Raw genomic sequence first — 15370 nt, 5'->3', positions numbered from 1 at the left:
CTTCCTCCCCGATGAGGCACGTCCATTAGGCATCGTGCAACCCGCGCATGCCGCAACGCAACCTCACGAATCAAGTCCCACGGCGTGGGCGCGACCACCAACCGCGTCGCCACGCCCAACGGCCATGGGCATCAGCACCATCCCGCTATCTTCTGCCATCTCCTTGCCGATTCGACGAGCTTGTCGAGTTCCTCCTGACCGCAGCCGCGCACTTCAGCGACGTCCCCAACAGCAACAGTGCCAGCACCACCAACGGCACGAGCGCGACCGTGGCGCCCGTGGCGCCGAGAACCCCACGGCTGCTATCCGGATCCTTGGCCGGCACATCGCTTACGCCAGACCCGTGGGATACAGCACCAGCATGTCCATGACCTCCCTCAGCCGGAGGCGCTTGCGCCTCATGCTCCGACACCACGACGGAATCGCTGGATAATTCATCGGTCTTGGAGGCCTTGGCTCCCGGCGTACCTGCCTGCGCGTTCGACAACACCCCGGAGGTATTTTCACCAACGGCCTTGGCGAAGACGGTTTTCCCGACATCGGCCTTGGTGGTCGTATAGGCGCTGGACGTGGCACCATCGATCCTTGTCGCCGCCGAACGGGTCGTGTCACGGCGATACCACTGCACCTTCGATGTCTTCCAACCACGGTTGAAGCCGACCTTCAGCGTGCTGCCCTGCGAAGCGACACCGTGTCCAGGGTCGGAGAGCGTCACCTTGGGGGTGGTTTCCGGAGGCACGGACCCGTACGTGACCGGCACGACGTCGATCTGCCCGTCGGCGTCGTAGGTCATGCGGGCTATGCGGATCTCACGTTTGTTCCCCGTGCGAATCTGCTGGCCCCCGTGCTCGGCGTCATAACCGCGAGGACGCATCTCGTCGGTGAGAAAAGCGTGATACACGATATACCAATCGTCGGTGCCCGGCACTCTGACCATGGAGTGATGGGCCGTCCCCACAATTCCCTTGGAATCGTCTTTGGACAGAATCTCCTTGCCGTACTTCCAATCGGAACCCTTGACCGAAGACAGGTTGGGCGCCGAGACATACGCATACGCGACCCGATAGGTCGGTTCATTGGTGTCATCGATCGAATAGCTGTAGTAATACAGGAAGTTTCCGGGCTTGCACGGATCCTTCCTCGCAGTCAGATACGACCCCTCACGAATGTTCTTGGTGGCCGTCGTCGTGACGGTGGTGCCCGGCTTGACGCCTTTCATGTCATCGTTCAATTCAGCGTACATGCCAGGGGATTGCCCCCATGTGAGATACCATTTGTCCGGTTGGCCCGGATCCTGGAACACCGCCGGATCGATGCTCGAGGCGACCTTCACCGTCTGGATCTTATACCCACTGGTGATGGTGCCTCCCTCGGCCGGATCGGAAATGGCCACATTGACCATGCCATTGCCGGAGAAATAGAGATAGAACCTGCCATGGCGCACAGCGAATGCGGGAGCCCAAGCCTTCTCGGCACGGCCATCAGGCATCAGACCATGGTCTTTGGCCAGATCGACCACCACTCCTTTGTCGGTCCAATCGACCATATCCGAAGACTCAAAGGCGTGTATCTCATGGCCGGACCAGCCTGCGGAGCCATCTGTGGTGGGGAAAATATAATATTTCCCGCCATAGGCCACCACCTGCGGATCGGCGAAGAACTTACGGCCAATCTCACCGGTCGGCGCACGCTGCCCAGACACCCTAATCGGCGTGACCAGCACCTGTGCGGTGACATTGTATATCTGCCTGCTATCACCGCGGCGCACCATCACGCGGAACGGCTTGTCCAGATCCTGGGTCGAGGGCACTGGCGAACCATCGGCCATGCTGAGCGATGACCCCTGGGGAGCGGTGAAGCGCAATGACAACTTGGATATGTCGGTCTTGGTGCCGTTGGTCCCGCCATCAGGAGTCCAATAGTCAAGCGTCAGGTTGAGGTTCCGTTCTCCGTTGTTTCCGGCGGTGGTCCTCTGCGCGAGCACCTGGTTGTTCGGAGCCGTCTTCTCCACTCTCAGATCGGTGGGATCGGAAGAAACGTCATGCGCGACCTCGGAGGGGGCCAAAACGCGGTTCCACACCTTGACATTGTCAAACGAGCCTTTGAAATAGGCGTCTTGATAGAAAGACTTGCCCAGATACGCTTGAAGGCCACGGCCAAGATCGGTGACAGACACACCGGTGTTCCTGTTTTGGGCCACTTGTTCCCCATCGCAATACAACGTCATGACCGTCCCGTCGATGGTGACCGTCACCCGATGCCATCGGTTCGCCCCGACCACCGAATCGGCGTGGGCCTCATGGCCCCATGAGTCGGTGGTGATACGGCTGGCGAGCTCACCGGAACTGTTGTACTTGAGGAAATAGTATGCGGTCGAGTCCTTGCCGAAAGTGAAGGTGAACTGGTTGGCGTCGATTTGGGAATAGACATCCATGGCGACGCTGAGCTTGTTGCGCCCATCGAACAGACCTTTCGGGAACTGCGCATAGGCTCCCTCCTCCGCGTCAACGCTTTCCAAATGCAGTACATTGCCGTGCTCGCCGTCATGATGGCGGTATGCGGCACCATGCAGACTCAGGTCATTGCCGTGTCCGGACGTGTCCTTGCCGGGTGCCGACGCGTCCTCGAAATCATAACTCGCGATGGGTTTCGCCCCTGGTGGATCAACGGCCACAGGAGCCTGATCGGCACCACCGAACGCCGCGAGAACCGCCTGCGCCTCGTCAGCGCGCAAAGGCATGACCGTGCCGTGGCGGAAACGTTGGTCGAAAGTGACGCCGCTGGCGTTGGCGAAACCGACGCCTTTCTTCAACGACGAGAGCTTGGGTATGGTGAAACCTCGATAGCCGCCGCTATCGCCCATGGCCATCCACGTGCCATCGGGCAACCGATAGACCGTCAGCCCCTCAATGTGATTGGTCAATCCCGACTGGGTGGTTGAGACGACCCGGTCGCCGGTGACCTTGGAAACGCCAGAAGCGTTGATCGCATTGTCGCGCTCGACCAAGCGAGTCCATTTCGCTGCTTCAAGCGTCGGCGAGACATCCACCACAGTCCACCAGTCAGAGGTGGAGAAACGGTAATAATCCCCGTCATCGCCCCGCACGATCGTCGTGTCGATGATGTTGTCGTTGTCAATCGAGCTTTGGTCGATCCACTTGGTTGGATTCCGGAAAGAATTGAAATCAGCGGTATGGGCCTTGTAGATTTTCAGGCTGGTGTTACTGGTGGTGGGGTGCGCTCCTCCTGTGGACAAATCACGACTCGCCCAGTACACGAGGTAGTCATTGGTCTCATCATCCCAAATGGCCTCAGGCGCCCATGCGTTGCCGACCTTCCCTTCCAGTCCGGTGGAAACCAGTTTCGGCGTGGTCCATTTGACCAGATCCTTGGATTTGGCCACTACCAGATTCTTGCTGGCCGAAATCTGGTCCCAGCTTCCTCCGTGCGCCGTGCCCTCAGCATGCAGGTCGGTGCCTATCATGACATACTTGTTGCCTTGGGAATCGGGCTGGTGGAGTCTCAGAAGATGGGGGTCGCGCAACCCCTTGGTTCCTGACGGATTGTCCATCACGGCATTGCCGTCGTTCAACGCCTTCCAGTGGTACCCGTCGGCGCTATAGCCAAAATTGACTTTCTCATAATCGGTGGCCTTGAAATGAAGCCACAGATATCCATTGGCCCCGGTCTCATTGCCGACCGGCGCGGCGTGGGTATCCTGTGGGTCACCTATCTGCGCGGCGTCCGCTGTGGAGGTCATCGTCAGCAGCATCGGCGCGGCCATGGCCAACGCCACCGCTTTCTTCCATATTTTCACGGTATTCTTCCTTTGCTTTCGTCTTTGAAAACATCTGCGTTTTCGGCTATCAACAGCCTGATATGGGATTCGAGGCCAATACCCGAATAAGAGAGGTATTGGCCTCGAAGACGCTGGCTTACCAGCGTTGGCGCCTGAGCAGAATAAGCCCGACGCCTACGGACGACACGGCGACGACGAAGACGATGAGCGTCGTGACCGATGCCCCGGTCCTCGACAATTCACCTTGTTTCTTGCCGCTTTGCTGTGGATCCCGACCGGTCTTGGCCGGCTCGCCGCTGCCGCCTACGGTCGTTTTCGCTGACACGTTGACCGCGATCGAGGTGGTCACTCCCTCCACTTCGGCGCTGACAGTCGCCTTGCCCGCCTTCAGGGCGACCAGCGTTACGCTGTCCGTGCCCGAATCGCGTGTCAGGCCCTTCTTGAGGCCAACCACGCTGGGATCAGACGAGGTCCATGTGACGGTCTTGCCATCGACACTGCCTTCCGCCGTATACGTCGCGGAAACGGTAGTCTCTTGGCCAGGACGCATCGTCAACGTGCCGTTGGAGACGCCGGGGCCGCTGATGGATAACTTCGGCGCCGTCGGAGCCGGAGGCGTCACCGGCGTGGACTCGTCGGCCTTGACCGTGACGGTCGCCTGAACCGGCATGCGCGAATCATCGTCGGCGAGTCCATTGACCGTGAACGTGCCCGCATGGTCATAGCTGGCAGGCTTGATGGCCTCCCACTTCACCGAGGCGCTGGACTTGGAGCCGTCCTTGTGGGTCAGGTTCACGCTGGCCGGCAGCTTCGAGGTCGGGTTCTCGCCGACCTTCGTGGTCACGTCGATGGCATCGACCGAGGTGACGGCCACAGCGGGCGCATAGGCCTCAAGCACCTTCTGGTACTGCGCGCGCGTGACCGGCAACACGGTGCCGTGCCTTGGTTTGCCGCCATCGGAGTTGGTCGGGAAGTTGTTGGCTCCGCCCTCTTCGCTGCCGTCTGGCATCTTCTGGGCAAGCCCTTCCCACTGCCCTGCGGATATGTCCTTCGTGGCGAACGGCACATAGTGGTTCGGCCCGGAGTTGCCCTCCTGGTTGTGGTGGTAATTGGGCTGGTCGGCGAAGAGGTAGTACTGGTAGCCGTTGACGTCGCCGTCATTGGCCTTGAACAGGGACGGTCCCTCGCCCTGGCCGTTGAAGTGGCCGTTGTAGCCCACAGAACCCTTGCCGATCTGCGTGGCCACGGTGGACCACTGGTTGGTGGCGGGGCCTGAGGCGTCGGCGGGATACGTGCCCGCGACGGTGGCCAGCAGATCGGTGGACTTCTCCTGGCGCAGTGTCATCGTCTTCTCGTCCTTGTAGACGCGGTAGTAGGTGTCGCCGTCCTTCTGCACGGTGGCGTCGATGGAGCCGGAACCGTCCTGGCCACGGCGGTCGACGTCGATCCAGGTCGTCGGGGTCGAGAAGTTGACGAAATCGTCGGTGGTCACGTAGACCATGCGGTTATATGTCGGCTTGGTGCGATCCTGCTGGCTGGCGCTGTCGTAGAGATTCGAGGCCCAGTAGACCACATACTTGCCGATGGCCGAATCATAGTAGGCCTCGGGAGCCCAGGTGTTGCCCGCGAGATCGGAGCTGACTTTCACCTGACGCTGATTCGACCAATTGACCAGATCATCGGACTCCCAGATCTCGATGGACTTGGAGCCGTTGACCTGCGCGCCCATGAATCCGCCGGCGCCACCGGGGGCGTTGGCCCGTCCGGAGATCTTGAGGTCGGTGGCGATCATATAGAACTTGTCGCCATCCTTGGACTTCATGATGAACGGGTCGCGCAGCCCCTTCTCCCCCATTGCGGAGGTGAAGAGCGGGGTGCCGTTGTTGAGTGTGTTCCAATCCAGGGCGTTGTCACCCTTGGAGGCCGCGAGGCTGACCTTCTCGCCGCCGACGCCCTCGCCGGTGAAGAAGGCCCATACGTACGCCTGGTCCTTGCCCTGCTTGGAAGGCATCGGCTGCACCTTGACGTCGAAGTCCTTGCTGTGGCTCACGCCGTTCAGTGTGGCCGTCGCACTCAGCGTCATCGTCGTGGCCGGCGAGCCTGAGGCGGGACGCGAGACGGTGACGGATTTCGAGGTGTCGTTGATGCCGTCGCCGATACGGGGGTTGGCCTTGCCCGCGTTCTTGATCGCCCAGCTGATCGTCGAGCCATTCACGCCCTTGGTGGTCACCGAGAAGTTGGTGCGCATGTCGTTCGCGTTGTCGATGGAGGCCGCCTTGAGGTCGGCGTCCACCTTTTCGGTGTCGCTGAGCACATGCGGCACGGTGACCGTATAGGTCTTGGAATCGCTGAGGCCGTGGCCGTCCAGCTTCGCGGTCAACGTCACCGTGGCATCCTTGCCGTTGGTCGGCTGGGTGACCGTGACCTTGCCGGTGCCTTGGTCAACGGACACCGCCGAAGTATCCGATGAGCTCCAACGTACCGACACCCCATTGGTGGATGTGGGCACGTTGAAGTCCTTGGTCGTGCTCTTGGGCACCGCCATGGTGCCGAGGGCCTGCTTGGCGGCGGGCTTGGTGCTGTCGTAGATCTTGAGGTTGTCGATGAAGCCGGGATAGTATTCCCCGTCGCCCCAGTTGGCCTTGCCTATCTGCAGGATTCCGCCGGATGCCCCCAGGATGCTTGCCAGCCCGCTGGCGCTGTCGGGAGAGCCGGTGGCGGCGAGCTTGCCATTGATGTACATCTCGCTGGTCTCATCGGTGACCACCAGGTCGACATGCTTCCACGCCTTCTGCTGGCCGCCTGCCTGCGCGGTTCCCGACTCGTTGCGCGAGCCGCTGTTGTTGTAACGCTGCATGGTCACATACGTCTTGGTGTCGAGAACGCCGAGATAATGCTCCTGCTGGTACTGCTGGGTCGAGTTGTCTCGCGCGGCGAACACCGTCCATCCCTGGTTGCTCGCATCGGTATTCGAGCGGGAATCATAGGATATGGTGACGGCGTGCAATCCCTTCAACGGGGAATCACCGTTCTTGTTCTTGACACTCAGCCAGAAGTCCTTTGACGTGAACAACCCCTGCGACTTGTCCACGTCGTTCTTGGTGGTCGAGAGCTTCGCCGCTCCGTGAATGGTGGCCTTGTTGCCAAGACCGTCAGTCATATCGCCGGTCTGTCCTGCGCAGACATCGTTGAAATCGAAATGTGCCACAGGCTGCGAATCCGCTATGAACGCATCCGGCGTCGACGGCATCTCGGCCGCCCCGGCAACACCAGGAGCGACGACGAGGCCCATCAGGGCCGTCGCAACACACGACGCCAGCCCGACAGCTCTAGCCATAAAGCTATACTTTTTGTCTTGCATTGGTATTCCTTTCCGTATACCGATGTAATCATGAATGGCGTTGGACGTAAGGTTTTCCAAGGCACTACGTCCAACGCCTTTTATTCCCTGAGATGCCGGACACTAAAAAGCGGCATCCAAAGAGCCATCATTCCCCGTGTCGCCTCACACCTTTCACGGCCAAGCCAGCCACAGTGAACAAGACTGCCGCGGCCATCACAGCCAGCAGAGACGAACCGGTGTTGACCAGCACCCCATGCGAAGACGCCTTGGAGGCATCGGGCGAGGTCGCTCCCGCCTTGTCATGGTTCGGCTTCTGCGGTTGCGTACCGTTCCCCGCCGGCTGCTGGTCGTTGGGGTTGTCCTTGTCCTTGTCCTTGACCGCCTGCACGCCGGCGATCTGCGCCGTTGACGATTTGACCAGCCCGTCCGTATAGCCGTCATAGCTGACGGTGACGGTGCCGGAAACATCATTGGGAATGGTCACGGACGCGTCGCCCGAAGCGTCAAGCTTCACCTGCTTGCTCCATGTACCCGCTCTGGTCGGCGTCTGCGCGTCCGAAGTGAAGGTGACCGACCCGGCCACCGTGCCTTCGTCGGCGGCCTTCACCGTGGCTTTGGCCGCTCTGGTGTCGGCGTCATAGGTCGCCGTCACCGAAGAGTCGACCGACTCGACATGCGTCGGATTGGCCGTCGTGTAGGCGTGCATGGCCTTCAGCACCTGCTGGGGCACAGCCACGAACGCGCCGTGTCTGGTGGGCACGGGCATGCCGTCGTTGTTGACCCTTCCGGTCACGTTCGGACCAGCCGGCTTCTTGGTGTTCCAACCGTCGGTTTTCGAGAGCCTGTTGTTCCAATTGCTGGCGCTGATGGCGCTGGCGCTGGTCATGAACGGCTGGTAGCCGCTGGAGTCGGCCATGACCACCATCGCGTCACCCTTGCTGTTCTGGTTGATGTCGCCCTTGTTGAGTCTGATGGACTCCGGTCCCTCGAACGGCAGGAAGTTCTCGTCGAGAAGCTTCCAGGTCGTGTTCTCATCGGCGTTGGGATCCGACGAGGTGGTCTTGGCGGTCAGGCACTTGGAGCGCTCGAGGAAGGTGGTCTTGCCGGTTTTCACATAGTCGCCGGCCGCGCCGTTCTCTTCGTTCTTGGTCATGCGATAGTAGTAATCGCCGATCTTGAAGACCGTGGAGTCAATGCGCGAATATCCCGTATCCTGCCAATCGCGGGCCGGGGTGAACGTCTTGAAGTCACGGGTGATGGCGTAACGCACGATGTTGTAGGCGCCGCCCTTCTTTCCGGTCTTCGCGGTAGAGCGCGAATCATCGGTGTAGGCACGGGAGGAGAAGAACACCACATAGGCGCCCATGGAATCATCCCAGAACGCCTCCGGCGCCCAGGTCATGCCCTGGTTCGGCGAATTGACCACGATGCCGGAATCGCTGCCGTCCTCCGCGTTGGTGCGGGTCCAGTTGACCATGTCGGTAGACTCCCAGACCTCCACCTTGAGGGAGCCATATTGCTGATTCTGGCCCCAGCCCTGCTGGGAGACCTTGAGGTCGGTCGCGATCATATAGTATTTGTCGCCATCATGGCTGCGCAGCACAAACGGGTCTCGCAAACCCGTGGTATCCGTCTTCGAGGCGATGACCGGATTGCCGTCGTTGATCTGGGTAAAGGAGAAGAAGTTGTTTTCCGTGGTCGAAGTGGCCGACTCATACAGAGCCTCGCCGATCTTACCGCCTGTGGTGTCTGCATCGGAAAGGAAGGTCACCGCGGCATACCCGGTGTTCGGCGCCACGCGGGTCTTCTCCTTGACCCTCACATCCACGCTGGCGGTGGCCGTGTGGCCGCTCTTGGCGGCTGTGGCCGTGAGCTTGACGGGCTTGGAATCGCCAGCGCCATAAGCCGGCCTGGTCACGACGCCACCACCGTGGTAGGGATCGGCGGCACCGACTGACGGAGCCCGGTAATCGCTTTTCGTGCCGGTGATGACCTTGGGTGCAGCCGAGCTCCAGGTGATGTCAGAATCATGCTTGGAACCCTTGACGCTCAACGGCAGGTTTTCGGTCGTTGTGGCCTTGAGGGCCGCCACAGCCGCATCGACATCCTCTTTGGCCGCCTGAGCGGGGTTAAGCGCCTTTACCGTAACCGCGACCGTGCCTTTGACAGAGCTCTTCATCTTCGAAGTCGCCGTGATGGTGGCCGTACCGTTCTTGAGTGCGGTGACCTTGCCGGTCGCGCCCACAGAAGCCACCGACGAATTGGATGAGGTCCACACCACATCCTTGCTGATGGCATCGTTCGGTGCCACCGTGGCGTTCAAAGCGGCGTTCTGACCCTCGGTAAGGGTCAAAGCACCACTGCTCACCCCGTCACCGGTCACTTCAACCGATGTCGGAAAAGTCAAATTCGCGCCCTTGTAGATCTTGAGGTCGTCCATGGCGCCGTTCCAGTACTTGTCGCCGTCATAGAAGGACTTGCCGATATTGGTGTTGTAGCCACCGAGATCGGAGAGCTTGATACCCGTATTTTCCTTGAGGTCGACCAATGATCCATCACGGAACAGGGCAAGTGTCGTGCCATCGATGACAATGCGGAAATTGTGCCAGATGCCGTTGTTGTTGTCGAGATCGTCCTTGAATCCTTGCTCGTTGCTCCATTTGTTGTCTGAAATGACCAATTTGGCGCTTTTGGTGCTCAGATAGAAGAACAGGTATTTGTTGGAATCTTTACCCACGGCAAAGGTGAAATAGTTGCCATCGTCATTATGACGTGATTTCGCGGCAAAATCGATGGTCGCCTTGTCGCCGATGCTCTGGAACAAGCCGGATGGCAACGACGCGTATTTGCTGTCGCCGTCGTTCTTGTTGTCGAGGTTCAGAGCCTCGTTGTTGTCTCGGTCGCCGAATTTGCCTACGGAAGCGCCGTTGTGCAACGTCATATCGTAGGATCCGGTCTTGTCTGGCACCGCGGTGCCGGTGACGCCGGTGAAGTCATAGCTGCTGGTCAGGGTGAGCCCATCCGTGGACATTCCCGTTTCGTCAAGAGGGCTCGGAATTGCTTGTTGCGGCTGCGCGGCGTTCGCCGATGCGGCTGTGGCCACGAGCATCGGCACTGCCAATAGAACCGACGCCACTTTTTTCCAAATTTTCATCTGATTCTCTTTCATGTCAGACCAGGCAATACTTTGCCGTAAAACAAGAAGGCGCCGCTGCCCGGTTTTTGCGACTGGCAATTGTCAACCACCACTCACGTCAACACACTGCCATGAACATATATTATATCAATATTAATCACAATTCGATAATTCGTCGTATAAAACAAGCCAGATGTCAAGGGGATACACCCCGGCGGGCGCATCCCCTTACTCTGGCTTACGATTCGTCCCTCACAGCAGAACCGAAGCGAATCGCATCATCTGAATCCGGTCATTCTTTCTTGTTGAACGCGGTGACCACGTGCTGAAGCACCACGAAGACAAGAATCATCAGGCCGACCACAATGGTGGTCCACTCGGCAGGAACACCGAAGTCGCTGGTGAGCGGGTCGATGGTGGAACGCACCAGAGCGCCGACGACGGAACCGAGCACGTAACCGAAACCACCGGTGACGATGGTACCGCCGATGACGACGGAGGCCACAGCGTCGAGTTCCCAGCCCACGCCAGTGGTGTTCTTGGCAGAGCCGATGTTGGCCGTATAGACGATGGAGGCGATGGACGCGAGCGTAGCCGAGGTGAAGTAGATGATGAACTGCGTGCGCTTGACAGGCAGGCCCATGAGCTCGGCCGACGGACGCGAACCGCCGATGGCGTAGATCGTACGGCCTGTACGAGTCTTGTGCAGCAGGATGTATCCGAACACCACGACGACGATGGCGATGACCACACCCATGTTGAAGGTCAGGTCATTGGCGATCTTGGGGTTGTCGATGATCTTGATCGGGTTCGCGATCCAATCGAAGTTGTTGTTCGTAGGCGGAGTCAACGAATCGGTGGAAATGATCGAGGAGATGCCGCGAGCCAGAAACATCGTCGACAAGGTCGCTATGAAGGGCTGCATATTGAACTCTTCGATCAGCGTTCCGGCCAGAAGGCCGAAAACCATGCCGATGAGAATCATGACCACCAAAGCCAACGGTGCAGGAACGCCGCCCATGGTCATCTTCACGCCGACGACCGAAGTGATGGAGACGATGGCGCCGACGCTCAGATCGATGCCGCCCGTCAACACCGGCAGGGTCATGGCCACCGCCAGGATGATGAGGTAGGCGTGATCGATGAACAGGGAGGAGATGAATCCGAGCCTGATGTAAGTGCCGAACAGCACCTGCCCCATGATCAGCATCAGGATGAAAATCACTACCGCCGCAATCGTCGGAATCATCTGCGGATCAAGATGACGTGACTTCTTCACGGCCTTCTTGCCAGCTACAGCATTTAACGTTGCGTTGCTCATGCCGCCACCTCCTTCGACTGTGCCTTCAATGCCCTCTTACGTTTTATCTCGGCACTGAGGTTATGGACCTTTGGAGCCTGCATCACGCAGACGATAATCACCACGACTGCAAAGAACGCAGGCGTAGCGGCCGCATCGATGCCCAAAGTGATGATGGTCTTGCGAATCATCGCGATAATGATCGCGCCGAACGCAGAACCAAGCAGCGAGAACTTGCCGCCGAGCAGCGAGGTGCCGCCGATCACGACTGCCAGAATCGCATACATCTCAAGATCCTGACCGGTCTTGACCACATCGACGCGCATCACGGATGCCGTGGCGAACAGGCCGGCGACCGCCGCGAGCAGACCGGAGATGGCATAGACCATGAAGAGGATTCTGCGGGGCTTGATGCCGGTCATACGGCTGGCTTCGGGATTGATGCCCACGGATTCGATCATCATGCCCATGGCCGTCTTGCGGGCGAGCAGACCGAGGACCAATACGATGACGATAGCGATGATGAAATTGGCCGGGATGCCGGCGATGAAGCCGTTGGCCATCCAACGTAGCGGGCCGATACCGGCTATCGAGCTTGCATCGGCGTTCTGGCCGGAGGTGATGACCTTCGCCAGCCCTCGTCCTGCAAGCATCATGATCAAGGTGGTGATGAACGGCTGCAGGCCGAGAATCGAAATCAATGCGCCGTTGACGCATCCGATGAGCAGGCCGACAAGCAGGGCGCACAGAATGGCGACCCAGACGTTCGCGCCTCCAATCAGCATCTGCATGGCGACGGCACCTGCCACAGCCATGGTCGAACCGACCGAAAGGTCGATGCCTGCGGTGGAGATGACCAGTGTCATGCCCGCGGCGATCATCAGGTATCGCGCGGATTCCTGAATCATGGTGATCAACGGGCCTGCAAGGCCTCCGGTGTTGGTGTTCCATTTCAGTGACAGGAACCCATGATCAAAGATCGTGCAGATGATAATGAGCACGATGAACGCGACCACTGACCAGGTAAGGTTCGAAGACATGAGCTTGCGCACAACGGAAGACTGTTCTTCATTGGCTCTTTTTTCCTTGGCCATCACTCCTCCCCTCCTGTTTTGATATTGGTATTCGCTATGGTTTGGACGATGGTCTCCTGGGAGACGTCGTCGTCGTTCTCGATCTCGGCGATCTTGTGGCGGTCCTTGAGCACTTCGATGTCATCAGAGAGACGCACCACCTCATCGAGTTCGGATGAGATGAAGACGACGCCGATGCCTTGCGCGGCCAGGTCGATGACCACTTGCTGGATCTCGGCCTTGGCGCCGATATCGATGCCTCGCGTGGGCTCATCGAGAATGAGCAGCGTGGGATTGGTCGCCAGCCAGCGGGCGATCAGCACCTTCTGCTGGTTGCCGCCGGAAAGGTTCTTGATCATCCTGTTCGGATCGGCAGGACGGACGTTGAGTTCCTTGATGTATTTGTCGACGACCCCGGCCGCTTCCTTCTTCGGGATCGGCTTGAACATACCACGGGTGGCCTGAAGCGCTATCAGGATGTTTTCCCTGACCGTCAGGTCGCCGATGATGCCTTCATCACGACGGTTCTCAGTGGAGTAGGCGATCTTGTTGCGCAGGGCCGTCGACGGATCGGTGACGACGAGTTTCTTGCCGTTGAGCTTGAACTCGCCCGAATCCGCCTTGTCGGCGCCGAAGAGCAGACGCGCCAGTTCGGTGCGGCCGGAGCCCAGCAGGCCTGCGAAACCGACGATCTGCCCCTTGAAGATATCCATATCCACAGGATTGACGGATCCTTTTTTGCCGAAGTCGCGCACGGAGACGATGGGCTGTTCGCCGGCCACCGGCTGGCGACGCGTCTTCTTGGTGCCGATCTGGCTGAGTTCTTCGGCGCTTTTGCCGATCATCATGCCGATGAGCTCGTCACTGGGCGTGTCTTTGGTCATGACTTCCTTGATGAACTTGCCGTTGCGCAGCACGGTCATCTTGTCGCTGATCTCATAGACCTGATCGAGGAAGTGGGAAACGAAGAGAATCGCGACCCCCGAATCACGGACCTTACGGATGATGGCAAACAGATCCTGCACCTCGTTGGCATCGAGGGATGAAGTCGGTTCGTCGAGAATCAGCACCTTGGCATCGATGACCATCGAACGGGCGATGGCGACCAGCTGCTGCATGGCGATGGAAAGCGAGCTCAGCGGCGAATGGGTATCGAGATTGCCCAATCCCATTTCAGCCAGGAATCCGGCGGCCTTGGCATGCGTTTTCTTCCAGTTGATCATGCCCAGCTTGTCGCGCACCTCATGGCCCAGCATCACGTTTTCGCCGATGCTCAGGTTGGTGCAGAGGTTCACCTCCTGATAGACGGTGGCGATTCCGGCGTTCTGCGCGTCAAGCGTCCCCTTGAACAATTGAGGCTTGCCCTCTACCGTAATGGAACCGGCATTGATCTTGTAGACGCCGGTAAGCGCCTTGATCATGGTCGATTTGCCGGCGCCGTTCTCGCCCATCAGGGCGTGGACTTCACCGGGATAGAGACTAAGGTCAACATTGTCCAGCGCCTTAACACCCGGAAATTCGATCGTGATTCCTTTCATCACGACTATGGGTTTTTTGTCTGTCATGTTTTTGCCTTACAAAAGTTAAAACTTCAATCACATATAAAACGGGTGCGGGTGATGTGGCGACGAAACGTCCATCGGCACATCGCCCGCACCTGTTTCACTTCGGTTGCTTGAACCGATCAGTACGTACGGGTCCCGGCATCAAGCGCCTGCTTGGCGGCGGCAGGATCGAAGACCTTCGATTCGATGACGATGTTCTTCTGAACCTTCTTGCCTGCCAGCTTGTCCTTGACGGCGTTGGCGGTTTCCTTGCCGAAGATCGGGTTGTACTCAATGTCTTCGGAGAGGTCGCCGGCGACCACAGCCTGCAGACCGGGCTTCGTGCCATCGATGGTCACGATCTTGACCTTGCCCTTGAGTCCGGCTGCGTCAACGGCCTGAGCGGCGCCGAGGCCCATCTCGTCGTTCTCGGCGAAGATGAACTGGGGGTTCTTGGCCTTGTACTTGTCGAGCAGGCCGGCGGTCACGGTCTTGCCCTCATCGGTGGACCAATTCGCCGACTGCTTCTCGAGGACGTTGATGTTCTTGTTGGCCTTGGCGCTCCAGCCGGTCTCACGGTCCTTGACCACGGAGAGGCCTGCGGGCCCTTGCAGGATGAAGCCGCTGGCCCCGTCGGGGAATGCCTTGTTCATGAACTCGGCGGCCTGCTGGCCGGCCCACTCGTTGGACGGACCGATATGGGCGGCAACGGCGGCCTTGGCCTTGGCATCCTTGACATCGATATCACGATCAACGGTGAAGACCGGGATTTCGGCCTCTGCGGCCTTCTTCAGCGAATCGTCCCAGCCGGAATCCTCGGTAGCGGAAAGCACAATGGCATCCACGCCGTCGTTGACAAACTTGCTGAACGCCTGAATCTGCTTCTGCTGATCGTTGTTCTGCGTCGGCGAATAGATCATATTGAAACCAGCGGCCTTGAACGCGCTCTGAACATCCTTTTCATTAGCGCTACGGAAGCCGCCTTCGGGGCCGACAGCCACGAATCCGACGGTCTTCTTGCCGTTCTTGGATCCGCTCGCGCCACCATTCGCGGAACCGCAAGCAGCCATGCCGACGAGTGCCGTTGCGGCAGTCACCAAGGCCAGACCCTTTTTCCAGATACTCTTCATATCAACTCCTCTTCGAGTGCGCGGAACAATTCAGCGTTCCACCGT

7 protein-coding genes are annotated in these 15370 nt (G+C 59.0%); all 7 read right to left on the bottom strand.

What is annotated here, in order from left to right; all coding sequences use genetic code 11:
• Positions 1-145: 145 nt before the first annotated feature.
• Complete coding sequence (locus OZX64_RS04200; RefSeq protein WP_277171618.1) at positions 146-3817, bottom strand: family 43 glycosylhydrolase; 3672 nt, start codon at positions 3815-3817, stop codon at positions 146-148.
• Between the two features lie 118 nt (positions 3818-3935).
• Positions 3936-7136, bottom strand: coding sequence for an immunoglobulin-like domain-containing protein (locus tag OZX64_RS04195; protein ID WP_277171616.1), 3201 nt, complete (start codon positions 7134-7136; stop codon positions 3936-3938).
• A 151-nt stretch (positions 7137-7287) separates the two neighbouring features.
• Entirely contained in the window at positions 7288-10296 is a 3009-nt protein-coding gene (locus tag OZX64_RS04190; protein WP_277171614.1) for an Ig-like domain-containing protein, read from the bottom strand.
• A gap of 274 nt (positions 10297-10570) precedes the next feature.
• A complete protein-coding gene (locus OZX64_RS04185; protein WP_277174911.1) occupies positions 10571-11599 on the bottom strand; it encodes a sugar ABC transporter permease in 1029 nt (342 codons plus the stop codon).
• Positions 11596-12672, bottom strand: coding sequence for an ABC transporter permease (locus OZX64_RS04180; protein WP_277174910.1), 1077 nt, complete (start codon positions 12670-12672; stop codon positions 11596-11598). The genes OZX64_RS04185 and OZX64_RS04180 overlap by 4 nt, the downstream gene beginning before the upstream one ends.
• Positions 12672-14216 (bottom strand): sugar ABC transporter ATP-binding protein, encoded by a 1545-nt coding sequence (locus OZX64_RS04175; protein WP_277174909.1) that lies wholly within the window; start codon positions 14214-14216, stop codon positions 12672-12674. The genes OZX64_RS04180 and OZX64_RS04175 overlap by 1 nt, the downstream gene beginning before the upstream one ends.
• A 119-nt stretch (positions 14217-14335) precedes the next feature.
• Complete coding sequence (locus OZX64_RS04170; protein ID WP_277174908.1) at positions 14336-15325, bottom strand: substrate-binding domain-containing protein; 990 nt, start codon at positions 15323-15325, stop codon at positions 14336-14338.
• Positions 15326-15370 lie beyond the last annotated feature (45 nt).

The sequence above is a fragment of the Bifidobacterium sp. ESL0704 genome (assembly GCF_029392075.1).
In the GTDB taxonomy this organism is placed as follows: domain Bacteria; phylum Actinomycetota; class Actinomycetes; order Actinomycetales; family Bifidobacteriaceae; genus Bifidobacterium.
The sequence above is the reverse complement of the archived record's forward strand: the minus strand, read 5'-3'. Positions and strand labels throughout refer to the sequence as shown.